Raw genomic sequence first — 24,125 nt, 5'->3', positions numbered from 1 at the left:
TGAATTCGAGCTGATCCGGATCCAGATGGTGCTGGCGCGACAGTCGCCGCCACCAGAATGCCGCCCGCTGCCGCGCCTTGCCGACGTTGCCCTCGTGAAGCAGCACCATCGCTTCGATATAGGCCAGGGACGGCGAGTCCGGCAGCGTTCGCTGCGCGCTCTGGAACGCTTCCCGCGCGCTGGCGAGATCGCCGCTGTCCAGGTGCATCAGGCAGAGACGCTCCAGCGCCGCGCCACGGAGAAAGTCGGGGCCCTCCGCCATCACCCGCTCGAGCAGGGCGCCGCGCTTGCGATGAAAGCCGCGCTCCTGGTAAAGGTCGACCAGTATCTCGAACGCCGGCTCGATCTGCTCCTCCAGCGCCTCCCAGTCCCGGTTGCCGGCGAACAGCGACTCCAGGATCTGCTGCGCCCGGCCGTTGTTGCCGCTCTCCGCCGACACGATGCCCGCCTCCAGCAGCGCCTGCGCCGGCGCCTTGCGACTCTCCAGGGCCGCCTTCAGCGTTTCGCCCCGCCATTCGCGTAGCGACAGCATCCACATCAGATGCCCGGGTATCACGCTCGGCATCTCGACGCGGGCGCAACAGTCACGATAGAGCCGGCCGGAGTCGCACCAGCACGGCTCGTCGCGCTTGGGCTCGGCCAGGGGTTCGGTATCGAAGTCGCGACGCTTGAGCGGGGTCTGGTTCCAGATCAAAGGGGCCAGCGCCTGAGCCAGGTCGAGGCTGCCGCCGCAGTGTTCGACCCCCTCACTGCGGGCCCATGCCATCATCGTCGGGTAGTGTTCATTGGCGCGAATCGCCTCGAGGGCGCCGCTGGCAAAACCCAGCAGCTGTTCGACCCAAGCTGTCAGCATGGCATTCCTCCATTTGCTGGCTCCATCCTAGCACGCCGGGCAACAGCGCTGGCGAGTGCCGCCATGGGGTGATAATTTAGCCGCCGCCCCCGTCGTCGCTGCCAAAAGAGGAGCGCCCGTGCTCTTGCCGATCCCGTTTCGTCGCCCTTCGCAGTCGACGGCCAGCGATGCGCCTCAGGTTCGACTGGAACGCGAGGGTCGCGATGAAATCCGGCGGATCACCGCGGCGGTCGAGAAAGTGCCGTGGACCGTCAGCCTGCTCCAGATCCTCTGGACCGCCGGGCCGGTGACGCTGCTGGGTGCCTGGGGTGGCTACCTGCTGGGATACGGCAAGGCACCGACGCTCGAGAACTACATCTTCTTCATCTCGTTCACGGTCATCACCGGCGCGGCGGGTATCATCGCCAACCTGCTGCATCACCTCACCGGCGGACGGCGGCTGGAGCGCACCTCGAGTCGCATCGAGCGGGTCATCAAGACGCTGCCGGAGCTCCTGCTGGCAACCCGCAACCTGATCGTCGAAAGCCTCGAGGGCGATGCCCGACGCCGTGAAGCGGCGGCCATGCTGCTGCGCAAGCAGGACCTGTCCCCCGAGGGCGTCGAACTGGCGGCGCTCGAGCTGCTGGACGACCGCGACAGCGCCCGCCTGATCGGCCAGATCGACGTCTATCGCCGGGTCGGGCTTCACGCCCGCGTCAGCGACCTGGTCGAGATCTACCGTGACGAGATCGAACCTCGCTTCACCGAACTCTACGACCTGGCACCGGCGGCGATCACGCTGCTGAGGGAGCGCTTCGAAGGCCACGCGCCGGACCCACGCTACGGCGTCCCCCGGGATGAGCACTTCATCGAGCGCGTCATGGCCGCGATCGAGAACGACAATGACCTGCTGATGACACTGCAGGACGTCGAGGAGATGGTGATCCTGGCATTCGAACTGATCAGCGGCCGCGAGATACCGGTGCTGTCGTTCGAATACCGCGGCCGCTGGAAGCTGGCGCGGGCGTTCGACGGCCTCGAGGAGGCGCGCGCCCGGCACCGTATCGCCCAGGCCACCGGTCTCTCCCGTCTGAAGGCCCTGAACACCTACCTCATCGAGCATTCGGTGACCCCGCTCGCCGAGAGCGTCGCCGGGCAGCGCGCCGACGCGCTGCTGACCCACAGTGTTGCCGCCATCGACGATCTGAGCGAGAAGATCCAGTCGTTGGCCCACGCCATTCACACCGGGCGCAGCGACGATCGCCAGACCCTGCGTCATCAGGCGGAAGTGCTGACCAACGCGATCAAGCTCTACAAGAGCGTCTCCAATGCCTACAGCGAGGTCGGCCGCAGCCACGCGCATCGGCTGCGGATGGCCGAGCGCTGGGAAGCGGTCAGCGCCGATCTCTCCGACAACTCCACGCGGCTGCGCTTGGGCCCGGGTCGTCGGGGCCTGCGCATCCGCGAGAGCAAGATCGCCCTGGACGACGAGGCCAAGGCGGTGGTCTGCAAACAGCTCGGCAGCTATCTCGAGAAGGCCAACATCGGCACCCTGCGGGAACGGCTGCGGCAAGCCGAGCGCGACACTCAGCTCAGCGTGGGCGTCGAGAGCGCCAAGCGCGTCGCGGTAGAGATATTCCTGGCCCTGGAGCCTCACGTGCACCTGTCGCGGCCGGCCGTACAGCGCGCCATCAACAGCACCAACGCGGCGGACTTCGGGCAGCTCGAACCCAACCTCTCGGTGGCGGCGAAAGCGGCGATGGGATCCGCCATGGTCCGCGAGATCGAGACCGATCTGTCGCGCACGGCGGAGTCGCTGGCGCTGGCCCTGGTCAGGCATTATCGCGTCGCCCTGGAGCCGGAGGCGATGGCGTTCCTGCAGCGCCAGTACGGCGCCCGGGAGGCCACGCTGCAGATGCTGACCAACGTCAATCTGGAGCGCGGCGAGACGCCCAACGTCAGCTATCTCAGCATGGCGCCGCCGGCCGTGGGGACGCCCCATCGGCACTGGTATCGTGCCCTGGTTCGCGCGCGCCGCCATCTCGAGAAGTGATTCGCCACCGGACGGCATCCTAGGGTCCGCGGCTTTCCCCGCGGGGTCACGCCGCGGCAGAATCCAGCAACCACACCCCCCATCACCGGAGCGCGCCATGCGTTTGATCGTCGCCGAAAAACCGAGTCTCGCCCGCGCCATCGCGGATGCTCTGCCGGTCAAGGCGACGCGTCGCGAGGGCTATCTCGAGGCTGGCGATACCGTGGTGAGCTGGTGTCTCGGCCATCTGCTGGAGCAGGCCCCGCCCGAGCGCTACGACCCCAGGTACAAGCAGTGGCGACTCGACGACCTGCCGATCATTCCCGAGCGCTGGCAGCTGGTGCCCAGAAGCCAGGCACGAAGCCAGCTGGCCGTCCTGCGCAAGCTGGTCAAGGGTGCCGACAGCGTGGTGCATGCCGGCGACCCCGACCGCGAGGGGCAACTGCTGGTCCAGGAGGTCTTGAATCACCTGGGCTGGCGCCGGCCGACACAGCGTCTGCTGGTGCAGGACCTCAACCGCCCGGCGGTGGCTAAAGCACTCGCCAGCCTCGAGGACAATCAGCGCTACCAGCCGCTCTACGCCGCCGCCGAGGCTCGCTCCCGCGCCGACTGGCTCTACGGCATCAACCTGACCCGGGCCTGGACGCTGATCGGGCGCCAGGCCGGGTTCGACGGATTGCTGTCGGTGGGTCGCGTGCAGACGCCGGTACTCGGGCTGGTGGTCCGCCGAGACCGCGATATCGCCGCCTTCGAACCCAAGCCGTTCTACGTGTTGTGGGCCGACCTGCAGGTCGCCAATGGCGCCCTGCGCGCCTGGTGGCAACCCGCCGAGCATCACCCGCTGGATGGCTCCTGTTTCGATGAACAGGGCCGCCTGCTCGATCCGCGTCCGGCCGAGGCGCTGTCGCAACGCCTCGCAGGCGCCCAGGGCCATCTCGCCGAACTCGACCAGAAGCGCAAGCGCCAGGCCGCCCCGCTGCCCTATTCGCTGTCGTCGCTGCAGATCGATGCCGCACGCCGCCACGGCCTGTCGGCGAAGCGGGTACTCGACGTCTGCCAGACGCTCTACGAGCGCCACCAGCTGATCACCTACCCCCGTTCCGACTGCCGTTACCTGCCCGCCGCGCATCACCGGGAGGCCGCCCGGACCCTGACCGACGCCTGTCGCCTCGATGGCCAGTTGCGGGAATGGGCCGAGCAGGCCGACTTCGGCCTGCGCTCCAAGGCGTGGGACGACGCCAAGGTCGGCGCCCACCATGCGCTGGCGCCCACGGGCCGGCCGGCCGAGCTGGAGAAGCTGAGCCGCGACGAGGCCAACCTGTTCCGGTTGATCGCCCGTAACGTCCTGGCCCAGTTCTATCCGGCGCTGGAGACCTACGAGACCCGGGCCACGTTCGACATCCTCGGCGAGCGCTTCAAGGCACAAGGGCGGGAGATTCTGGAGCCGGGCTGGAAGCCGCTGTTCACGACGCGCGACGACGTGCCAGCCCTGCCACCGCTGACGAAAGGCGAGGCGGCGAGCGTGATCGAGGCCGGCTGCGAGGCTCGCGAGACCCGACCACCGGAACCCTTCACAGATGCCAGCCTGATCAAGGCGATGATGAACATCGCCCGCTACGTCGAGGACCCTGCGGTCAAGCGCACGCTGCGCGAATCCGACGGTCTCGGCACCGAGGCGACCCGCGCCGGCATCATCGAAACGCTGCTGACCCGGGGCTATCTGGTTCGCGACGGGAAAGCCATCAGGGCCACGCGCACCGGGCATGCGCTGATCGACTCGCTGCCACCGGCCGCGACTCGCCCCGAGCGCACCGCCCTGTGGGAGCAACGGCTGTCGGCGATCGCCGAGAGCCGGGATGCGCCGGCACCGTTCTTGACCGCACTGGTCGAGGATCTCCGCGCGCTGCTGGCCCAGGCGGACGCCGGGCGTCTCAACCAGGCGCTCGCGGCATCGGCCAAGGGTACGGCGCCGGTCGCACCGCCGCCCAAACGTGGCAGGCGGGGTACTTCGGGGCGCAAGGCCGGAGCGGGCCGCTCGCGGCGTGGCGGCAAGACGAACGGCGGCCAGTCGCAAGCCGCGGCGGACGGCGGGCAAGCACGCCCGCAACGTCCACGAAAGCGCTCTTCGTGAGCCTGCCCCAGCCGTTACTCGACGGCGTTTGCCGCCGTCGCCGATGCCCCCTTCGAATCGTCCCTGGCCTTGTCCGCCGGGAAGAAGACACCTTTCTTGAGATCGCTCTCGATCTCCTCCAGCGAACGCCCCATCGTCTCGGGTACGTAGCGGATGATGAAGACGAGCGCGATCGTGGTGATCACCGCATAGAGCCAGAAGGTACCGGAGGTGCCAAGCGCGCTGATCAGCGAAAGCGTCGTCAGCGTCACCAGCAGGTTGAAGACCCAGTGGCTCAGCGCGCCCATGCTGGCGCCCTTGCCTCGTACGAACAGCGGATAGACCTCGGCGTTGATCAGCCATAGACAGACGCCGAAACTGCAGTTGAGCGCCATGTAGATCGCCAGACAGGCGACCAGGGCGTACTGGCTGAAGGCATCCTCCGGGGCGCCGCCCACGAACAGTATCCCCATGATCACCAGCGCCACCGCCGAGCCGGGCACCATCCACAGCAGGAAGCGTTTGCGCCCGATCCGATCGACCAGGAAAATCCCCAGGATGGTCGCCAGGTTGATCAACACGGCGCCACCGATGGCCGCCAGCACCGAGGCGCCGTCGCCGAAACCGGCCTGGCTCAGGATGGTCGGCGCGTAGTAGATCAGGGCGTTGTTGCCGGTGATCTGGGAGAACATCGCGATCCCCACGCCGGCCACCAGCGCCGGACGGATCCAGGGCTGGAACAGATCGCGCCAGGATCCTTCGGGCCGGGCCGACACCTCCTTGATCTCGTCCATCTCCGACTGCGCCCCCTCCCGGCTGGCACGTACCCGCTCGAGGATACCCAGCGCCTCGGGTTCACGCCCCTTGCTCACCAGCCAGCGCGGGCTCTCCGGCAGGACCAGCATGCCCAGCATCAGGATCACCGCCGGGATGGTGCCCAGGCCGAACATCCAGCGCCACTGCTCGCCCAGGCCGTAGCCCACCAGGTAGGCGACGAGAATGCCGAACACCACCATGAACTGGAACATCACCACCAGCTTGCCTCGGTGCTCCGGCGGCGTGACCTCGGCGATATAGACCGGAATGATCTGCGTCGCGCTGCCGGCGGAGAGCCCGAGAATGAATCGCGCCGCGATCAGCATGCCGACGCTGGTCGAGGCCGCCGACAGGATCGAGCCGACGATGAATACCGCGCCGACCAGCACGATCGTCCAGCGACGCCCGAGCCGGTCGGAGAGCCGGCCGGTACCCACGCAGCCGACGATGGCGCCGAGGATGATCGCCCCGGTGACGAGCTGCTTGAGCGTGTCGTCCAGCGCGAACTGCTTGGACAGCCCGAGCAGGGCCACGCCGATGATGCCGGTATCGTAGCCGAACAACAGACCACCCAGGGCGGCCACGACCGAGACCATCACGACCAGCCCCTTGCGCTTCGGACCGCGACCGGCGGCAGCGATTGCATTCATGCTTCTCTCCTTGAAATCGGGCGTCCTGGAGATTGAGTCGCCCAGCTCGAATGATGACTACACGTCTCTGCTACGTGTCCTTGAATCGAATCCGGTTGCCGCTCCACCACAGCTGGCGATCGGCGTTGGCGGCTAGCGCCTCGATACGCTCGGCGTTGGGCGCATCGGTGGTGCGGACCCAGTCCAGCGCCTGCCGCTCGGTGCGCCCGAACTGCCGATGGCGGGCGACCAGGCGGGACTCGCGCAGCTCACGGTCGACATCGAGAAACCACACCTCGTCCAGCATCTCCCGCACCTGCGGCCACGGCGCGTCCTCGAGCAGCAGGTAGTTGCCCTCGGTGATGATCAGAGAGGTCTGTGGCGCCACCGCGATACTGGCGGCGATGGGCTCCTCGAGCTCGCGATAGAAGCCCGGCGCGTAGACCGTCTCCCCACCGAAGCCGGCGCGAAGGCGCTTGAGCAGGTCGCGATAGCCGAACGCGTCGAACGTATCCGGTGCTCCCTTTCGCCCGGCCCGGTCCAGTGCCGCCAGTTGTCGATTGGAGAGATGGAAACCGTCCATGGGGACGATCTGCGTCCGATCGCCGAGTGCAGCGAAAAGCGCCTCGGAGAGCGTACTTTTGCCAGAGCCGGGAGCACCGACCAGGCCGAGAATTCGACGTCGGGATGAATCGATTAAGCTACGGGCGGCATCGAGAATGAGCGGATCGATATCGATCGATAGCGTCCGCGTCTCCGTCGTGGTGATACGCATGGGGGATCGCAGGAAAGCCGGAAGTGGCAACAAGCGTAGCATGCTCATTTTGATGGTGAGAGTCGTCTATCGGCGACACAACCAAAGTCGTAAACTTACTAACGTCAGGGGCCGACGAAACGCCACTCGCCGAATTCACTCCGACGAGTGGCGCGAGGCGCCGGTACGGCTTCGAGTCGCGGTATCCGGCCGGGGGTCACTCGCCGGCTCGCCGACGCAAACGCGCGACCTCGTCCATCAGTTCCAGCGCCAGTGCCGCGCCGGCCAGATTGACGCCCAGGTCGCGCTGCAGACGCTGGACGACCCTGACGCGATGCAGGCTCGCGCCATAGAAACGCCACTGTTCGCGTCGGCGACCGTGGGGGACGATGACGCCCTCGTCGACCAGCTCGATGACCCATTCGGCATGTACCGTACAGGTTCGGCACAGCTCGCCCAGCGTCAGGACCGGCGTCTCGTCGAGGTTGTCGACCGGGACCCGGGTGAGATCGTGGATGGTCATGACCTGCCCTCCGCTGTCGCTCTGGGGTTGAAGTTCGCCACCGCTTCCAGCTGGCGATAGGCCGCCTTGACGTCGTCATTCGTCGCCGGCGGCAGTACGATCTTCAAGGCGACGTAGCAGTCGCCCGGTGGCTCGCCGGGAATGCCTCGACCCTTGAGTCGCAGGCGCCGCCCGTCCTGGGAGTCCGCCGGGACTTTCAGTTCCACCGAACCCTCGGGCAACGGTACCGCGATCGTCGCGCCCAGCGCCGCTTCCCAGGGCGCCACGGGCAGGGTCAGGGTGACATCGCGCCCCTCGACCTGATAGCGCCGGTGCGATTCGAACTCGATCTCCAGATAGAGATCGCCAGCCGGACCGCCACCCATGCCAGGCTCCCCCTGACCGGCCAGACGAATTCGCTGGCCCTGTTTCACGCCCTTCGGAATCCGGACTTTCAAGGTCCGCTGGCGGGGCCGCAACCTGCCCTGCTCATCGAGTTCGCCGCTCTGCAGCGTGAGGGTGCGCACGGCACCGCGATAGGCATCCTCAAGCGCGATCGACACCTTGGCATGATGATCCTCTCCGCGAGCACGATACCGCATGCCGCCGGGATCGCCACTCGAGCCTGCGAAACCCTGGCCCGACCCTCGACGTTGACCGAACAGCGATTCGAAGAAATCGCTGAAGGCGGCGTGCTGCTCCTGGGAGTAGCCCTCTTGGGTATAACCGCCACCCCGAAACTCGAACCCGGCATCCCAGTCCGGCGGCGGCCGGAAATCCTCGCCGGCCCGCTGACCTTGACCCACCCGATCATAGGCGAGACGTTTTTCGGGATCCTTCAGGACTTCGTATGCCTCACCCAGCTCCTTGAAGCGCGCATCGGCATCGGCTTCCTGGCTGACATCCGGGTGATACTTTCGAGCCAGCCTGCGATAGGCGCGCTTGATCTCATCCTGGGTGGCATCCCGCTCCACGCCCAGTACCGCGTAGTAATCCTTGAACTCCATGCCGCACTCCCTGTCGAGGGGCCGCCGGCACCCGAAGTCGGGCCGGCGTGACGATCATTACCGTTATAGCAGGTATCGATCCGCCCGCCGTGGTTAGCCGGTGTTGCGGAGCCCGGCGGCGATGCCCGCCATGGTCACCATCAGGGCCCGCGACAGTTCCGGCGTGATATCGCCGCTGGCGTCCCGGTTTCGCTGCAGCAGTTCTGCCTGGAGGCCGTGCAGCGGGTCGATATAGGGGTTGCGCACCTCGATGGCCTGGCTGATCAACGGCGTGTTCTCCAGCAGTCGATGCTGGTCGAGGATTCGCAGCAGCACGGCCTCGAGATCGACCAGCCGCTGGCGCAGCGATTCGCCCAGCCGGGTCAGGGCGGGGTCGTCGACCAGGCGCTTCTCGTAGTAGGCCGCAATGAGCGGATCCGACTTGGCCAGCAGCATCTCGAGCATATCCAGATAGGTGCCGAAGAAGGGCCACTGTTCGCGCATCTCTCGTAGTCTGTCGAGCCCCCCGTGCTCCTCCAGCCGCGTCGCGAACGCCTCGCCGCTGCCGAGCCAGGCCGGCAGCATCAGCCGGGTCTGGGTCCAGGCGAAGATCCACGGGATGGCCCGCAGCGTCTCGATACCACCCTCCTGGCGCCGTTTGGCGGGGCGCGACCCCAGCGGGAGACGGCCCAGCGCGCCCTCCGGCGTCACCGCGCGGAAATAGGGAACGAAATCCGGATCTTCGCGCACGACGCCCACATAGGCGCGATGGGCGATGTCGGCCAGGCGATCCATCTCCTCGCGCCATACGGGTCGGGGGGCGGGCGGTGGCAACAGCGTCGCCTCCAGCACCGCGCAGACGTAGATCTCCATCGACCGCAGGGCGATATCGGGCTGACCGAACTTGAAGCGGATCATTTCGCCCTGCTCGGTCACCCGCAGGCTGCCGTTCACAGATCCCGGCGGCTGCGACAGGATCGCGGCGTGGGCGGGGCCGCCGCCGCGACCGACGGTGCCGCCGCGACCGTGGAACAGCGTCAACGCGACGCCGCCGTCGCGACACACCTCGACCAGCCGCTCCTGGGCCCGGTACTGGGCCCAGGCCGCCGCCAGCTGACCGGCATCCTTGGCCGAATCCGAGTAGCCGATCATCACTTCCTGGTAATCGCCGGCGACCTCCCGATATCCCGGCAGAGCCAGCAGACGTTCGATCACGTCGCCGGCCCGGTCCAGATCGTCCAGGGTCTCGAACAGCGGCGCGATGGGCAGACGCACGCCGTTACCGGCCTCCTTCATCAGCAGCGCCACCGCCAGCACGTCGGAGGGTTGCTGGGCCATCGAGATGATGTAGGTCCCCAGGGCCTGGCGGTGCTCGCGTCCGATGACGCCGAAGGTGTCGAGCACTTCCCGGGTTTCCGCGGAACAGGCCCAGCACGACGGAATCAGCGGCCGCGGCGAGGTCAGCTCCTCGAGCAGGAACGCCTGACGGCGCTCTTCGTCCCAATCCCGATAGTTGCCGAGGTCGAGATATTGGGTCAGCTCTTCGAAGACCTGGGCATGGCGGGCGCCATCCTGGCGCACGTCGAGCTTGGCCAGGTTAACGCCGAACACCGCCACCCGTCGCAAGGTATCCAGCAGTACGCCGTTGGCAATGGTCTCCAGTCCCACGTCGCACAGCGAGCGGTGGCAGGCCAGTAACGGGGCGAAGAGCTGATCTCGCGTTTCGATGATCGCGCTGTCGGCGGGAACCTCCCCGTCGAGCCGCGCTCGCGCCCACGCCCGGGTCGCCTCCAGCCGAGTCGACAACCGCTTCAGCAGTGCCCGATAAGGCTCCGGGTCGTCACCGACCTCGGCGTGGAGGGCATCGCTCGCCTCCCACATCGACAGCTCCGCCTTGAGCTGTTCGAGATCGCGAAGATAGAGATCGGCCGCCATCCAGCGCCCCAGCAGCAGCACCTCCTCGGTCACGCTGGCCGTCACGTTGGGGTTGCCGTCACGATCGCCCCCCATCCAGGACGCGAACCGGATGGGCGACGCCTCCAGCGGCAGGCGCTCGCCGGCCTTCTCCATCAGCAGCGCATCCAGGTCGCGATGGAAGGTCGGCACCGCTTCCCACAGCGAATTCTCGATGACCGCGAATCCCCACTTCGCCTCGTCGACGGGGGTGGGACGCTCATGGCGGATCTCGTCGGTATGCCAGGACTGGGCGATCAGCTCCTCGAGTCGCCCCTGCGCGCGGTGCTGCACTTCCGGCTGGTCGCCACTGTCCTCGATGATCTGCAGGCAGTGGTCGATGGCGTCGTATTTCTGGATCAGCGTGCGTCGAATGACTTCGGTGGGATGGGCGGTCAGCACCAGATCGATGCGCATGCCGGCAATCGCATCCACCAGTTGACGAGGGGATTGACCGGCCGTCGTCGCGCGCTGGAGCAGTTCGCCCAGATCGGGCTGGGTGCCCGGCTTGTAATCCTCGACACGCCGAAAGCGCGCCCGGTAATGCTGCTCGGCGATGTTGGAAAAGTTGAGAAACTGGTTGAACGCGCGGGTGACCGGCAGCAATTCGCCTTCGGGAAGTGACCGGAGATAGTCGATCAGCTCGCGACGATCCGCCTCCTCGGCGCTCTGCCGCCCCTTCTTGGCCAGGGCGCGAATCCGTTCGATCCGATCCACGAACTCGCTGCCCAGATCCTTGGCAATGGTCCGGCCAAGGCTATCCCCCAGCAGCCGGACATTGTCTCGCAACGACTCGTGCAGCGACGTTTCCTGTTCTGAACTCATGGCATCCCTCCCCAAAATGACCCAACCGGCACGCCGGCGGGCGTGCCGGTCGCCGACGACACGACACGACACGACACGACACGACAAAGATAAATCGTTCAAGGCGTCAGCATAACGATCTGGGGGAAAGAATCGACCGGAACAGAAGCGACATTAGTCGTAAGTTTACGACATTGACGATCTGCCGCTGGCGCTCTCTTCCTGTTTCGCCGCCTGCCAGTGGCGCTCCATCTGCGCCAGCGTGGCATCGCCAGGAGTGACGCCGTCGCGGGCCAGCGCACGCTCGACATGGCGGAAACGTCGCTCGAACTTGGCGTTGGTGCGGCGCAGCTGCTGCTCCGGATCGCACCCAAGCCGCCGGGCCAGATTGACCACGGCGAACAGCAGATCGCCGACCTCTTCTTGGGCGTGAGCCCGGTCGTCGTCGGCCAGCGCCGACTCGACCTCCGCCAGCTCCTCCCGGATCTTGTCGATGACGCCACGCTCCTCCGGCCAGTCGAAGCCTTCGCCGGCGGCCCGCTTGCTCAGCTTGGCGGCACGGCTCAGCGCGGGCAGTGCCGTGGGAATGTCGTCCAGCGCCGAGAGGGGTTGCGAGGGGGAAGAGACGCGCGCCTCGCGCTCCTCCGCCTTCAACGCTTCCCAGCGCGCCTTGACCCGGCTCTCGGCTACCGGCTGGGTGGTGCCATCGCCCTCGTCGCGCCGGGAGTCCAGGGTGCCGTCGGGGAACACATGCGGATGTCGCCGCAGCATCTTCGCCGTCAGGGTGTGCACGATGTCGTCGAAATCGAACCGCCCTTCTTCTCTCGCGAACTGGCTGTAATAGACCACCTGAAACAGCAGATCGCCCAGTTCGCCGGGCAGTTCGTCGAAGCCGCGGCGCTCGATGGCATCGGCCACTTCATAGGCCTCCTCCAGCGTATGGGGGACGATGGTGTCCCAATCCTGCTTGATATCCCACGGGCAGCCGTGACGCGGGTCCCTCAACACCGCCATCAACGTCAGCAGGTCATCCAGCGAATGGCGGCCATCGTTCGGCGCTGTCGGGGCGTTGCTGTCCTGCATATGGATTCCTATCCCTGTCCATGGCCTTGCCGCAGCCGTTTCACGTCGATCACGTTGGGGAGCTGCTGGATACGCGAGAAGATGCGCTCGAGCGCTTCCAGCCCCTCGATCTCCAGGGTGATTCGCATCCGCGCGATGTTGTCGAGCTTGTCGGTCACGGTGTTGACCGAGGTCACGTTGACACGATCGCTGGAGAGCACGTGAGTGACGTCGCGCAGCAGTCCGGAGCGGTCCCACGCTTCGATTTCGATGTCCACCGGATACTGGGCGCGCTCTTTCTGGCCCCACTCGACGTCGACGATGCGCCTGGGCTCCTCGCTGCGAAGCTGGAGTACGTTGGGGCAGTCCTGGCGATGGACGGTGACCCCCCGGCCCTGGGTGATGTAGCCGATGATCTGGTCGCCGGGTACCGGATGGCAGCAATTGGCCATTGCGGTCTTGAGATTGCCGACGCCCAGCACGGTGATACCGTCGCTAGGCTCCTTGCCCTGATGCCGACGAGGCTTGGTCAGCAGGCGGTCGAGCTGCTCCTGGTCGTCGCTCTCGCCGAACAGCTGCTGGGCCTGATGCAGCACCTGGCCGATACGCAGATCGCCGGCGCCGATGGCGGCATACATGTCCTCCACGGAGGTGTAGTTGACCGCGCCTGCCAGTCGCTCGAGATCGACCCCGTCGATATCGAGGCGACGAAACTCGCGATCGAAGATCGCCTTGCCCTCGTCGAGATTCTGCTCCCGCGCCTGCAGCTTGAACCAGGCCTGGATCTTGGACCGGGCACGCGTGGTGCGCACATAGCCGAGATTGGGATTGATCCAGTCCCGGCTCGGCGCGCTCTTCGTCGCGGTCAGGATCTCGACCTGCTGGCCGGTCTTGAGCAGGTAGGTTAACGGCACGATGCGGCCGTCGACCTTGGCACCGCGGCAACGGTGGCCGATCTCGGTATGCACGCGGTAGGCGAAGTCGATGGGCGTCGCGATCTGCGGCATGTCGATGACGTGGCCATCCGGGGTGAACACGTAGATCCGGTCCGGCGCCACGTCGCTGGCCAGCCCCTCCCGGAAATCGCCGACATCGCCCACTTCCTCCTGCCACTCGAGCACCTGGCGGAGCCAGGCGATCTTCTCCTCGTAGCCCCGGCTCTTGGCGTCGGTATCCATCCCCTTGTAGCGCCAGTGGGCGCAAACGCCGAGTTCCGCCTCCTCGTGCATGCCGAAAGTCCGCACCTGGATCTCCAGCACCTTGTTCTCGGGCCCGATGACGGCGGTGTGCAGCGACTGGTAGCCGTTCTTCTTGGGGTTGGCGATGTAGTCGTCGAATTCGTTGGGGACGTGGTGCCAGCGTGAATGCACCACCCCAAGCGTGGTGTAGCAGTCGGCGATCTCGGGTACCAGGATACGCACCGCCCGGACGTCGTAGACCTGGGAAAAGTCGATGCGCTTGCGCTGCATCTTGCGCCAGATCGAATAGATGTGCTTTGCCCGGCCATCGACCTGGTAGCGCAGGATCCCCTGGCGCTCGAGCAGCGTCTCCAGGGTCTCCACGACCTCGTGGATGTAGCGGTCGCGATCCAGGCGCTTCTCCGCCAGCTGCTTGGCGATCGACTTGTATTCGGTCTCGTGCAGGTAGCGAAAGGCCAGGTCCTCCAGCTCCCACTTGACCTGGCCGATGCCGAGGCGATGCGCCAGCGGCGCGTAGATGTCGAAGACCTCGCGCGCGACGCGCAGGCGCTTCTCCCGCGAGGCATCCTTGACCTGACGCAACATGCAGGTGCGCTCGGCGATCTTGATCAGCGCGACGCGGACGTCGTCGACCATGGTCACCAGCATCTTGCGCAGGTTGTCCTGCTGGTTGTGCTGGGACAGCCCCTGCTTGGGTGCCTGCAGCTGGCTGATCGCGGCCATGCTGAGCACCCCCTCGATCAGCTTGGCGACCTCTTCCCCGATCTGCTTGGCGACGCTCTCCAGGCTCAGCAGGCCGCGACGGACGCTGCGATAGAGGATCGCGGCCTCCAGCGTCTGCTGGTCCAGCTTGAGCTGACTGAGGATATCGGCCATCTCCAGGCCGGTCAGCAGCGTCTGGTCGGCGAGGGCGTCGCCAGCTTGAGTGTCCCGCTCGCTTGCCCGCAGGGCCAGCTGGCAGGCCTGAAGGATGCGCTCGGGGGCGCGCAGTTCGACCTCCTGCTGCAGCCGCGTCACCCACAGATCCAGATCGACGCTGCCGTCATCGACCAGCGGCTCGCTTTCTCGCACCTTCACCATGCTAGTGCCTGCCTCCCGAAGCTGGGGTCCCGTGGCCTTCGTTCCGACGCCTTGACCGGCTGGAACGGGCTGGCCGTTCGAACAACGCGAGTGATTCCAGATGTGCCGTGTGGGGAAACATGTCGGCCATCGCCAGGCGGGACAGCACGAAACCGCCAGCCAGCAAGTGGGCCGCGTCCCGGGCCAGCGACGCCGGATCGCAGGAGACGTATGCCACCCGCGCCACGCCGCTGTCTGCCAGTCGGCGGCAGATCGCGCTGGCGCCCTCCCGTGGCGGATCGAGCAGCACCGTGTCGTGCTCGGCGATCAAGGCGTCGACCGCGCTGCCGGGGTCGCTGAGGTCGGCCTGCAGCGCATCGACGTCGAGACCGTTCCGCCTGGCATTGTCCCGCAGGCGCTCGACCATCGCATTGCTACCTTCGACAGCGGTGATCCTGGCAGCGTCTTCGGCCAGGGCCAGCGAGAAATTGCCGATGCCGGCGAACAGGTCGAGCAGGGAGTCGTCGCGCCCCGGCGCGAGCCAGTCCCGAAGGGTATCGATCAGGCGTTGGTTGACCGGGGCGTTGACCTGCAGGAAGTCCCCCGGCGTCAGCGCCAGCGACACCGGCCGCCGACGGCCGGACACGGTGGTGACCAGTCGCGGCTGATCGCTCAACCAGACCAGCTCGGCCGTCTCCCGCCCGCGTCGCAGCGCACAGGCCAGGGCCTCACGCGCCGCGAACGCGCGCCAGCGCTGCTCGTCTTCCGGCACCTGGCGCAGCTGTCGGACCACCACGGTGACGACATCGCCATCGGTCAGCAGCAGCTCGAGATGACCGACGTGGCGCGGCGCCTCGAGCGACTCGAGCTGGGCCCGCAGTCGCGGCAACAGGGCCGCCAGCGAGGGCGCAAGCACGTGACAGCTGTCGATATCGACCAACTGCTCGCTGCCCCGTGCACGAAAGCCGAGATGGACTCGGCCCTGGGCATCGCGTTTGACGCCGAGCCTGGCCCGGCGCCGGTAACCGGCATCGTCACCCGCCAATATCGCCACGTCCTCCGGGGCATCGATACCCTGGCGCCCGAGCAGGTCGACCAGCACCTGTCGCTTGTGCTCGCGCTGCCCCGCAACACTCAGATGCTGCAGGTCGCATCCTCCACAACGAGTGGCGTACACGCAGGGCGGTTCCACCCGGCTCGCGGCATCGCTGAGTCGCTCGCGGACATGCGCTTCGTCGTAGCGCTTGCGCTGGCGGTGTATCGCCACCTCGACGCGCTCTCCCGGCAGTGCGGCGTCGACGAATACCGTCTTGCCTTCACCGTCGCGCGCGACGCCGCGCCCGTCATGGGCCAGCCGCTCGACCGTCAGCGTGCCCGCGTCCGCGGACGCCGCGGTGGCGGGTCGCGATACCTGGCGTTCCCGGCGCACGGCCGGCGTCCGCTTTTTCCCCAGCATCGCCATGGTCAGGATTCCGGCGCGTAGAGGCCGGTGGAGAGATAGCGGTCGCCGCGATCGCAGACGATGAACACGATGACGGCATTGTCGACCTGCTCGGCGACCCGCAATGCACCCGCCAGCGCGCCGCCGGAGGAGACACCAGCCAGAATGCCCTCTTCCCGCGCCAGCCGGCGCATGTGTTGCTCGGCCTCCTGCTGGCCGATATCGAGTACGCTGTCGACCCGCTGCGGTTCGAAGATGTCGGGGAGGTAGGCTTCCGGCCAGCGTCGAATGCCGGCGATGCTGGCACCATCGGCCGGCTGCAGGCCGACGATCTGGATCGAGGGATTGCGCTCCTTCAGATAACGCGAGGTGCCCATGATGGTGCCGGTGGTGCCCATGGCACTGACGAAGTGCGTGATGCGGCCGGCGGTCTGCTCCCACAATTCAGGACCGGTGGTGCGGTAGTGCGCCAGAGGATTGTCGGGGTTGGCGAACTGGTTGAGCGGCTTGCCTTCTCCCCGGGCGATCATCTCGTCTGCCAGGTCCCGGGCGCCCTCCATGCCCGCCTCCTTGCTGACGCCGATCAGCCTGGCACCGTACGCCGCCATGGCCTGCTTGCGCTCGCTCGAGGCGTTGTCGGGCATGATCAGGACCATCCGGTAACCCATCACCGCCGCCGCCATGGCCAGGGCGATGCCGGTATTGCCGGAGGTCGCCTCGATCAGCGTGTCGCCGGGAGAGATGTCGCCGCGGGCCTCCGCCTCGCGAAGCATGGACAGCGCCGGACGATCCTTGACCGACCCCGCGGGATTGTTGCCTTCCAGCTTGGCCAGAATCGTGTTGTCGCGCCCGGCGGAAATGCGAGCGAGTCTGACCAGCGGCGTGTTGCCGACGGTCTGCGCAAGCGTGGGGAATGCCATAGTGAGTGTCCTAGAGCCAGAGCCTGAGCGTTTTCGGTCCCTGCTGTCTCGAGAAGATCAGCCGAAAACCGATGATAGAGAGTCACTACAGTATATCGAAGCCAGCGGGGGACATGACAGCGCTCGGCCAACCGATCCGGCCTTCGCTACGCTGGTGATGCTGTGACACGATGCCGAAGAGATTTTTTACACCAGGGTCGACTGAGGTTACGGCAGACACTACGGTTTTAACCGTATTCGCCGATAGAATCGATTGGGAACGCAAAAGGCTCGGGTAACTCATGGCTTCACGCTGGCTGATCATTCTATCGCTGCTGTTGTCGGCGCTACTACTCGGGATCACCGGGTGGCATGCGTGGGACTGGCATCGAGCCAGCGACGAGATGCTCTTCCGGCGGCTGAAAAGTATCAATCGCGTCTTCACGCCTTCATTGGCCGAAGCGGCGCAGGATGAAGACATGGCACGAGTCCATCGGCTGCTGGTGCGCCTGACCGACGATCCGGCGATCATCAACGCCACCCTGCGAGACGACAGCGGCGCCACACGGGACTTCACCGGGTCCGCGCCGCCCCCGCCACTTACGACGCTCCCGGCGACCTTGGCAACCTGGGACCAGGGCGGCTCGCAGCGCTGGGTGCAGCCACTGGGCGACTTCCTGGCACAGCAGTCGCCCCGTCGTTACTGGCTGGACCTGACCCTCGACCCCTCGAGAGCCAGCACCTATTCGCAAAGCGCCCTCCCCGCCCTGATGCCACTGCTGTCGCTGCTGCTGCTGATTCCCGCAACTCTCGCCTGGCGACACTCACGGCGCGCCAGGAGAAAGCCCGACAGCCTGCCGGGGCAGGCGGCTCCCGCCGGCCACTCCGTCAACCTCTCCGAGGCCGGTCCGGACAGCGACCTGACCTACATGAGTCATGAGCTGCGCGCGCCACTCTCCGGCCTGCTCGGTTTTTGTCGCCTGCTGGAGAACACGCCCCTCGATGCCCAGCAGCGCGAGTGGCTGCGTCACATTCACCTGGCGTCCAATGGCCTCCTGGATACCGTCGACCATGTGCTGGGGGACTCCCGTCGCTGTCGGACGAACAACGTGTTCGATATCGCCGAGGTGCTGTGGGAAGTCCTCTGCCTCCAGACCCCGCTGGCACAGTCCAAGCGAATTACCCTGCTGGCGATCGTCTACGACGATGTCCCGCCCCGCCTCATCGGCGCCGACGTCGCCGTGCGCCAGTTGCTGACCAACCTGGTCAACAATGCCATCAAGTACGGCGGTGAAGGCGACGTCGTCACGCGCATCGTGCTGGAGAGCCGGGAAGGCAGCGCCGTCCGGCTCCGACTGAGCGTAAGCGACGGAGGCAACGCCACCCCCGCCCACCGTGAACGGCTGCGCCGACTGATCGACCAAGGTGCGACTCGCTCCGTCAACGCCGAGGACGGCGTCGGTATCGCCATCTGCCATCGTCTGGCGGCGGAGATGGACGGCTCTCTCGCGCTGGGCGAGCGCCGGGCCGGGAGTCAGACGATCGTTTCCCGCCTCGGGTTCGAGGCCTGCGAACCCTACGTTCGTCCGGCGGAGTTCGATCTCGGGGGGGCCAGGATCGGCGTATGGCAGCCCCACACCCGTCTCGCCCACCTGCTGGATTACGCCCTCAAGCGCTGGCACGCGCTGCCGAGTACCATGGCCACGGCGGATTCGCTGACGTCGGCGGATGACACGAGTCAGCTCCTCATCATCGGCATCGACGACGAAGCGCTCTCCCCCGACACCCACGACCTCTGGCAGCGCCGATTCGACGCCATTTCCCAGCCCTGCCTGGTGGTCGCCAACGTGGCACCGACGCGGGCGCTGGCCTGGCGCCTTCCTCAGGGCAGCGTCGTGCTGAGGCAGCCGATGTCCCGCTATATGCAGGGCCGTACCCTGGCCAAGATGCTTGCGGAATGTCGTCAGCGAACACTGCCTCGCCGCCCCCGAGTGCTGGTCGTCGACGACGACGAGGTCTCTCAGCACTACCTTGACGCGGTCCTGCCCATCATTGGCGCCAAGGCCCTGGTGGCCGGCACCGCGGCAGAGGCCATCGCCATCGCTTCGGAAACACCGGTCGATCTGGTGCTGATGGATCTGCATCTGCCGGACGCCAGCGGCTTCGAGACGACGAGTCGGCTGCGACGACTGGGCGCGGATTGGGCGCACAAGCCCGTCATTGCCATGACGGCGGGGCCGGACAACCATGACACCGGGGTGGCGGGCAGCGAGGCCAACGAAGTACTGGCCAAGCCGTTGGACGAGCGCCTGCTCAGGGAACTGCTGGCGAAATACCTGCCCATCGCCGAATCGCCGACCGCTGACCGGCAGCCGGAAACGGCGATGGCCGACCGGGAGAGCGCGGTGGAAGAAGCCGGTTTACCCGCCCCGAACCCGCTGTCCCATGCCGGCGACCTGCCGGTCGTCGACAAGGCCCAGGCCCGGGAACGCAGCGGCGGTCGCGAAGCGCTCGTCACGGAGATGATGACATTGCTGATCGCGGAGCTGCCGAGACACCGCCGGGAACTGAATGCGGCATGGCAACAGCGTGATGTCGCCCTGCTTCGAGAGAGAGTGCATCAGCTCGGGGGCGGCTGTCGCTACTGCGGCGTACCGCAACTCGCGGCGGCGTGCGAGGAACTGGAGCGACGCTGTCGCCACGCCGACATCGACGAATGCGACGAGGCGTTTCGTGAGCTGATAGCCGCCTGCGATCGCCTGATCCTCTGGGCCGACGACCAGGCGATCACCGACATCCACTGACAGGTCTACCCGTGGTCGTGGTCGTGGTCGTGGTCGTGGTCGTGGTCGTGGTCAAAGGATTCGATCTGGGCGATCAGCCCGGACTCCTGGCCCGCGACCATCAGCCGCTTCATTTCCCCCACGGCTTCCTTGAGCCCGACGAACAGCGCGCGGGCGATGATCGCATGGCCGATATTGAGCTCGTGAACGCCGGGGATCGCCGCGATCGCCTCGACGTTGTGGTAGTGAAGTCCATGCCCGGCATTCACCACCAGACCCAGTTCGCTCGCGAACTCCGCCGCCGCCGCCAATCGCTCGTACTCGAGCCGCCGTGAAGCGCCCGTCGCCTCCGCGTACGCGCCGGTGTGCAATTCGATCACCGGCGCGCCCGCCTCGAACGCCGCCTGAATCTGCGCAGGCTCGGGATCGATGAACAGCGATACCTGGCAACCCGCCGCCCCGAGTCGCTCGCAGGCGCCTGCGACCGCATCACGGCCGGCCATCACGTCCAGCCCGCCCTCGGTCGTCAACTCTTCCCGCTTTTCCGGCACCAGGCAGACATCCGCCGGCTTCAGCCGCTCAGCGAGGGCGATCATCTCCTCGGTCACCGCCATCTCCAGGTTCATGCGCGTATTGAGCACGGCCGCGATCAGTTCGACGTCCCGCTCCTGGATATGCCGTCTGTCCTCGCGCAGATGCAAGGTGATGCCATCGGCACCGGCTTCCTCGGCCAGCAGCGCGGCCTGGACCGGGTCGGGATAGCGGGTACCGCGGGCCTGGCGTAGCGTCGCGACATGGTCGATGTTGACACCCAACTGAATACGAGTAGCGATCATGAACTCGGGCTCCTTGGAGCGGTGAAAGACAAGAGGACCTGGGTCGAGGGACGAGCTCCCCGGCCCGGCGATAGCGAGAATCAGGCACGCCCCTGACGGCGGCGCTGGCTGAGCCGTTGCATCAGTTCCCGGGAGCGTAGCGGCTGGTTGCCAATCAGCGGCGCCAGCGCCGCTCGGGTCAATGCCTTGCTCAGGCCAGCAAGCCCGGACGCGTCCCAGTCGCCGCGCGCCAGCAGCTTGAGGCTGCGGCCATCCCAACCGGGGTGCTGCGCACCGACGGGCATGAAGCGGCGGCTCTCGACAACGTAGGTGTAACGGGTGGAGGGGTCGAGCGGGCTGTCGTCCGTCTCGAGAAAGATCGGCTCGGCATCCAGTGCCTCCAGCAGGGTGATCTCAAGGCGCCTGAGGCTGGTGGCACGTTCGGCCGGCCGGGTCAGTCGCTCGATCGTCCAGGCGTAGATGGCGAAGAGATCGCCCGTCGGCAGCCCGACCGGCAGCGCTCGCGTCAGCAGCTCATTGGCGTAGAGTCCACAAAGCAAGCCTTCACCGGCCAGCAACACGGCGCTCTGGGTGGTTTCCATCATCCGCAGGCGTTTGAGATCGCCGTCGCCGATCCAGGTCAGATGCAGTGGCGCAAAAGGTTGCAGCTTGGCGCGGGACTTGCTCCCCGCCCGCTGAACGCCCTGGGCGACGGCGCGGATATGGCCGTGCTCCAGCGTGATGACGTCCACCAGGGCGCTGGTCTCCCGATAGGGCCGCTTGTGCAGCAGATAAGCCGGCTGGGGCGTCATGGCCAATGCCTCTTGAGAGGAGCACGCAGTTCCCTGCTCGAATCAGTTCGTCGATCGGAAGATCGGATCGTCAATCGAGATGCTCGTCAATCGAGATTGTAGCCAAGGCTCTTGAGCGCCCGGTCATCGTCCGACCAACCCCGCTTGACCTTGACCCACAGGTTGAGCATGACCTTGCTGTCGAAAGCGCGCTCCATCTCCTGGCGCGCCTCGATGCCGATCTTCTTGATCCGCTCCCCCTTGTCGCCGATCAGAATCTTCTTCTGGCCCTGGCGCTCGACCAGCATCAACGCGCTGATGTGGATGACCTTGCCCTCGTCGCGGAACTCCTCGATCTCGACGGTCATCTGGTAGGGCAACTCATCACCCAACTGGCGCATGACCTTCTCGCGCACCAGCTCGGCGGCCAGAAAACGCTGGCTCTTGTCGGTGATCTGGTCGTCCGGGAAATAGTGCACGCCTTCCGGCAACCGCTTGGCGACCTCGCCCTCGAGCTCCGGCACGTTGGTACCGTGTTTGGCCGAGATCGGCAGAATGGCGGCGAACTCGCGCCTGGCGGAGAGCGATTCCAGCCACGGCAGCAACGTCGTCTTGTCCTCCAGCCAATCGACCTTGTTGACCGCCAGGATCACCGGCGCCTGCACGTGGGTGAGCTTGTCGAGAACGACCTGGTCCTCGTCCGTCCAGCGCGTGCGGTCGACCAGGAACACCACACAATCGACGTCGCGCAGCGCCTGGGTGGCCGCCTGATTCATGAAGCGGTTGATCGCCTTGTTGCGATCGCGGGTCTGCAGGTGAATACCCGGAGTATCGACGTAGATGAACTGCGCTTCATCGATCGTCTTGATGCCCATGACCTGATGGCGCGTGGTTTGCGGACGCCGGGAGGTGATGGAGATCTTCTGCCCCAGGATGCGGTTCATCAGCGTCGATTTACCCACGTTGGGACGCCCGACGATAGCGACGAAACCACAGCTCTGTGTCATTGGCGCTTGCCCTTTGATGGTTCGAGTTTGGACAACGCAAGCTCGGCGGCTTGCTGTTCGGCGATCCGCCGGCTGGAGCCTTCGCCCAGCGTCGGCGACTCGTCCAGCATGGAGACGTGGCACTCGACGCTGAAGGTCTGGGCGTGAGCTTCGCCCTCCACCGAGATCACCTCGTATCGCGGCAGCGCCTGCTGGCGGGACTGCAGGAACTCCTGCAGTCGCGTCTTGGGATCTTTCTGCGTGTTGTGCAGATCGATCGCCTCCAGCCGTGTCCCGAACCAGGCCAGCACTCGGCTGCGCGCCACGTCCATGCCGGCGTCGAGATAGATCGCACCGATCACCCCTTCCAGCGCGTCGGCGAGGATGGAGTCGCGACGATGGCCGCCGCTCTTCATCTCGCCCGAGCCCAGCCGCAGGCACTCTCCCAGCTCGAACTCACGTGCCACCACGGCGAGGGTCTGCCCCTTGACCAATCCGGCACGCAGACGGGACAGCTGCCCCTCCCGCGCGGCCGGAAATCGCTTGAACAGCGCCTCGCCGATCACGAAATTGACGATCGAGTCACCCAGAAACTCGAGTCGCTCATTGTTGGCGCCGCCCACGCTCCGGTGCGTCAGCGCCAGTTCCAGCAGCGTCGGGTCACGGAAGTCGTGGCCGATACGACGGCTGAAGCCTTGCAGAGGATCACTCACGTCATTCCCATTGAGTCGTTGTCTTTGAAACGAAGAGTCGTTGCATTCGACGCAAAGCGGGCGCGGGGAAGTCCCGTCGCCCGCCATGCGAGTCCTGTTGCTGGCCAACGATCCGGGAGCGGGCCTGACAGGCCCGGCGCGGGGTCGGTGGCGGGTTATATGAGAATCAGTTTATCTGGCGTACCGTACTGAAGCTAGGCAATCCGCCATCCCAGTGCATCCACACGGCGAACGCCTTGCCGACGATGTTCTTCTCCGGCACGAATCCCCAGTAGCGGCTGTCATTGGAGTGGTCACGGTTGTCGCCCATCATGAAGTATTCATGATCCGGCACCACGACCTCCCGCATCTGCGGCCCCGGGCTCTGCGGATTGTTGAAGATGCGATGGTCGACATCGCCGAGATGCTCTTCGAACAACTCCTCTCCGGGCGCCTCGGCGGGATCGGCGTCGGTCATCGACTTGGGCACCGGCTTGCCGTTGACGTAGAGCTGCTTGTTCTCGTAGCGGATTCGATCGCCGGGCAGCCCGATGACGCGCTTGATGAAGTTGACCGAAGGATCCTGGGGAAACCGGAAAACCATGACGTCACCGCGCTGGGGTTCTCCGACATCGGCGATTTCGGTGTTGATGACCGGCAGGCGAAGCCCGTAGCTGAACTTGTTGACCAGGATGAAATCGCCGATCTCCAGGGTCGGGCGCATGGAACCGGAGGGAATCTGGAAGGGTTCGATGACGAAACTGCGCAGCACCAGGACGATCAGCAGCACGGGGAAAAAGGAGCGGGCATAATCGACCGGCCAGGGGTCCTTGTAGCCCACCGACTTTTCATTACCCTGCGCTGCGGCGGCCGCCTGCTGACGCTGGCGACGGGGACGACGCCAAAACAGGCTGTCCAACAGCCAGACGAGCCCCGTGATGGCGACAGCCAACACCAGTAACAACGAAAAATCCATGAAG

18 protein-coding genes are annotated in these 24,125 nt (G+C 66.1%); 3 read left to right on the top strand and 15 right to left on the bottom strand.

Annotated features, from left to right (window positions below; translation table 11 throughout):
* Positions 1-853: SEC-C domain-containing protein (locus tag Q0602_RS06020; RefSeq protein WP_298840293.1), on the bottom strand; the 853-nt coding region annotated here is incomplete at its 3' end.
* A 118-nt stretch (positions 854-971) separates the two neighbouring features.
* On the opposite strand from Q0602_RS06020, the gene Q0602_RS06015 reads away from it, so the two are divergent.
* A complete protein-coding gene (locus Q0602_RS06015; RefSeq protein WP_298840291.1) occupies positions 972-2,885 on the top strand; it encodes a hypothetical protein in 1,914 nt (637 codons plus the stop codon).
* Positions 2,886-2,982: 97 nt separating this feature from the next.
* Positions 2,983-4,995, top strand: coding sequence for a DNA topoisomerase III (locus Q0602_RS06010; RefSeq protein ID WP_298840289.1), 2,013 nt, complete (start codon positions 2,983-2,985; stop codon positions 4,993-4,995).
* 14 nt (positions 4,996-5,009) lie between these two features.
* On the opposite strand, the gene Q0602_RS06005 is transcribed toward Q0602_RS06010, so the two are convergent.
* The 9 genes from Q0602_RS06005 to cysM all read right to left on the bottom strand — a co-directional run bounded on the left by Q0602_RS06005 (position 5,010) and on the right by cysM (position 17,099).
* Positions 5,010-6,440: a sugar porter family MFS transporter gene (locus Q0602_RS06005; protein ID WP_298840286.1), complete on the bottom strand. Its 1,431-nt coding sequence runs from the start codon at positions 6,438-6,440 to the stop codon at positions 5,010-5,012.
* Between the two features lie 70 nt (positions 6,441-6,510).
* The gene (locus Q0602_RS06000; RefSeq protein ID WP_295037498.1) at positions 6,511-7,194 is read right to left on the bottom strand and encodes a nucleoside/nucleotide kinase family protein; all 684 of its coding nucleotides are present in this window, start codon (positions 7,192-7,194) and stop codon (positions 6,511-6,513) included.
* Between the two features lie 196 nt (positions 7,195-7,390).
* Entirely contained in the window at positions 7,391-7,696 is a 306-nt protein-coding gene (locus tag Q0602_RS05995) for a chaperone modulator CbpM (RefSeq protein ID WP_295037496.1), read from the bottom strand.
* Complete coding sequence (locus Q0602_RS05990; protein WP_298840281.1) at positions 7,693-8,682, bottom strand: DnaJ C-terminal domain-containing protein; 990 nt, start codon at positions 8,680-8,682, stop codon at positions 7,693-7,695. The genes Q0602_RS05995 and Q0602_RS05990 overlap by 4 nt, the downstream gene beginning before the upstream one ends.
* Before the next feature lie 93 nt (positions 8,683-8,775).
* The gene (gene ppc, locus Q0602_RS05985) at positions 8,776-11,439 is read right to left on the bottom strand and encodes a phosphoenolpyruvate carboxylase (RefSeq protein WP_298840277.1); all 2,664 of its coding nucleotides are present in this window, start codon (positions 11,437-11,439) and stop codon (positions 8,776-8,778) included.
* 165 nt (positions 11,440-11,604) lie between these two features.
* Positions 11,605-12,501, bottom strand: coding sequence for a nucleoside triphosphate pyrophosphohydrolase (mazG, locus tag Q0602_RS05980; protein WP_298840274.1), 897 nt, complete (start codon positions 12,499-12,501; stop codon positions 11,605-11,607).
* An 8-nt stretch (positions 12,502-12,509) separates the two neighbouring features.
* Entirely contained in the window at positions 12,510-14,759 is a 2,250-nt protein-coding gene (relA, locus tag Q0602_RS05975; RefSeq protein ID WP_298840271.1) for a GTP diphosphokinase, read from the bottom strand.
* 1 nt (position 14,760) lies between these two features.
* On the bottom strand, positions 14,761-16,200 hold the full coding sequence (gene rlmD / locus Q0602_RS05970) for a 23S rRNA (uracil(1939)-C(5))-methyltransferase RlmD (protein WP_298840268.1): 1,440 nt from the start codon (positions 16,198-16,200) through the stop codon (positions 14,761-14,763).
* Between the two features lie 2 nt (positions 16,201-16,202).
* Entirely contained in the window at positions 16,203-17,099 is an 897-nt protein-coding gene (gene cysM / locus Q0602_RS05965; RefSeq protein ID WP_298840266.1) for a cysteine synthase CysM, read from the bottom strand.
* Positions 17,100-17,380: 281 nt separating this feature from the next.
* On the opposite strand from cysM, the gene Q0602_RS05960 reads away from it, so the two are divergent.
* Positions 17,381-19,882 (top strand): response regulator, encoded by a 2,502-nt coding sequence (locus Q0602_RS05960; RefSeq protein ID WP_298840264.1) that lies wholly within the window; start codon positions 17,381-17,383, stop codon positions 19,880-19,882.
* A gap of 5 nt (positions 19,883-19,887) precedes the next feature.
* Here the strand turns inward: Q0602_RS05960 and pdxJ are convergent, their stop codons facing one another.
* The 5 genes from pdxJ to lepB form a co-directional block, all read right to left on the bottom strand.
* The gene (pdxJ, locus tag Q0602_RS05955) at positions 19,888-20,697 is read right to left on the bottom strand and encodes a pyridoxine 5'-phosphate synthase (protein ID WP_298840261.1); all 810 of its coding nucleotides are present in this window, start codon (positions 20,695-20,697) and stop codon (positions 19,888-19,890) included.
* A gap of 80 nt (positions 20,698-20,777) precedes the next feature.
* Entirely contained in the window at positions 20,778-21,488 is a 711-nt protein-coding gene (gene recO, locus Q0602_RS05950) for a DNA repair protein RecO (RefSeq protein WP_087719489.1), read from the bottom strand.
* A gap of 86 nt (positions 21,489-21,574) precedes the next feature.
* The gene (gene era / locus Q0602_RS05945) at positions 21,575-22,474 is read right to left on the bottom strand and encodes a GTPase Era (protein WP_149434742.1); all 900 of its coding nucleotides are present in this window, start codon (positions 22,472-22,474) and stop codon (positions 21,575-21,577) included.
* The gene (gene rnc, locus Q0602_RS05940) at positions 22,471-23,166 is read right to left on the bottom strand and encodes a ribonuclease III (RefSeq protein WP_149434741.1); all 696 of its coding nucleotides are present in this window, start codon (positions 23,164-23,166) and stop codon (positions 22,471-22,473) included. The genes era and rnc overlap by 4 nt, the downstream gene beginning before the upstream one ends.
* A 166-nt stretch (positions 23,167-23,332) precedes the next feature.
* On the bottom strand, positions 23,333-24,121 hold the full coding sequence (lepB, locus tag Q0602_RS05935; protein WP_295040840.1) for a signal peptidase I: 789 nt from the start codon (positions 24,119-24,121) through the stop codon (positions 23,333-23,335).
* Positions 24,122-24,125: the final 4 nt, after the last annotated feature.

Origin of the sequence: uncultured Salinicola sp., from assembly GCF_937921195.1 — a bacterium.
Taxonomy (GTDB): domain Bacteria; phylum Pseudomonadota; class Gammaproteobacteria; order Pseudomonadales; family Halomonadaceae; genus Salinicola.
This window is presented reverse-complemented; position numbering and strand designations above follow the sequence as displayed.

What these genes read in the sequence shown, in the direction of transcription:
- Q0602_RS06010 (WP_298840289.1), top strand. Translation starts at nt 2,983, where the DNA reads ATGCGTTTGATCGTCGCCGAAAAACCGAGTCTCGCCCGCGCCATCGCG.
- Q0602_RS06005 (WP_298840286.1), bottom strand. Translation starts at nt 6,440, where the DNA reads ATGAATGCAATCGCTGCCGCCGGTCGCGGTCCGAAGCGCAAGGGGCTG.
- Q0602_RS06000 (WP_295037498.1), bottom strand. Translation starts at nt 7,194, where the DNA reads ATGCGTATCACCACGACGGAGACGCGGACGCTATCGATCGATATCGAT.
- Q0602_RS05995 (WP_295037496.1), bottom strand. Translation starts at nt 7,696, where the DNA reads ATGACCATCCACGATCTCACCCGGGTCCCGGTCGACAACCTCGACGAG.
- Q0602_RS05990 (WP_298840281.1), bottom strand. Translation starts at nt 8,682, where the DNA reads ATGGAGTTCAAGGATTACTACGCGGTACTGGGCGTGGAGCGGGATGCC.
- ppc (WP_298840277.1), bottom strand. Translation starts at nt 11,439, where the DNA reads ATGAGTTCAGAACAGGAAACGTCGCTGCACGAGTCGTTGCGAGACAAT.
- mazG (WP_298840274.1), bottom strand. Translation starts at nt 12,501, where the DNA reads ATGCAGGACAGCAACGCCCCGACAGCGCCGAACGATGGCCGCCATTCG.
- relA (WP_298840271.1), bottom strand. Translation starts at nt 14,759, where the DNA reads ATGGTGAAGGTGCGAGAAAGCGAGCCGCTGGTCGATGACGGCAGCGTC.
- rlmD (WP_298840268.1), bottom strand. Translation starts at nt 16,200, where the DNA reads ATGGCGATGCTGGGGAAAAAGCGGACGCCGGCCGTGCGCCGGGAACGC.
- cysM (WP_298840266.1), bottom strand. Translation starts at nt 17,099, where the DNA reads ATGGCATTCCCCACGCTTGCGCAGACCGTCGGCAACACGCCGCTGGTC.
- Q0602_RS05960 (WP_298840264.1), top strand. Translation starts at nt 17,381, where the DNA reads ATGGCTTCACGCTGGCTGATCATTCTATCGCTGCTGTTGTCGGCGCTA.
- pdxJ (WP_298840261.1), bottom strand. Translation starts at nt 20,697, where the DNA reads ATGATCGCTACTCGTATTCAGTTGGGTGTCAACATCGACCATGTCGCG.
- recO (WP_087719489.1), bottom strand. Translation starts at nt 21,488, where the DNA reads ATGACGCCCCAGCCGGCTTATCTGCTGCACAAGCGGCCCTATCGGGAG.
- era (WP_149434742.1), bottom strand. Translation starts at nt 22,474, where the DNA reads ATGACACAGAGCTGTGGTTTCGTCGCTATCGTCGGGCGTCCCAACGTG.
- lepB (WP_295040840.1), bottom strand. Translation starts at nt 24,121, where the DNA reads ATGGATTTTTCGTTGTTACTGGTGTTGGCTGTCGCCATCACGGGGCTC.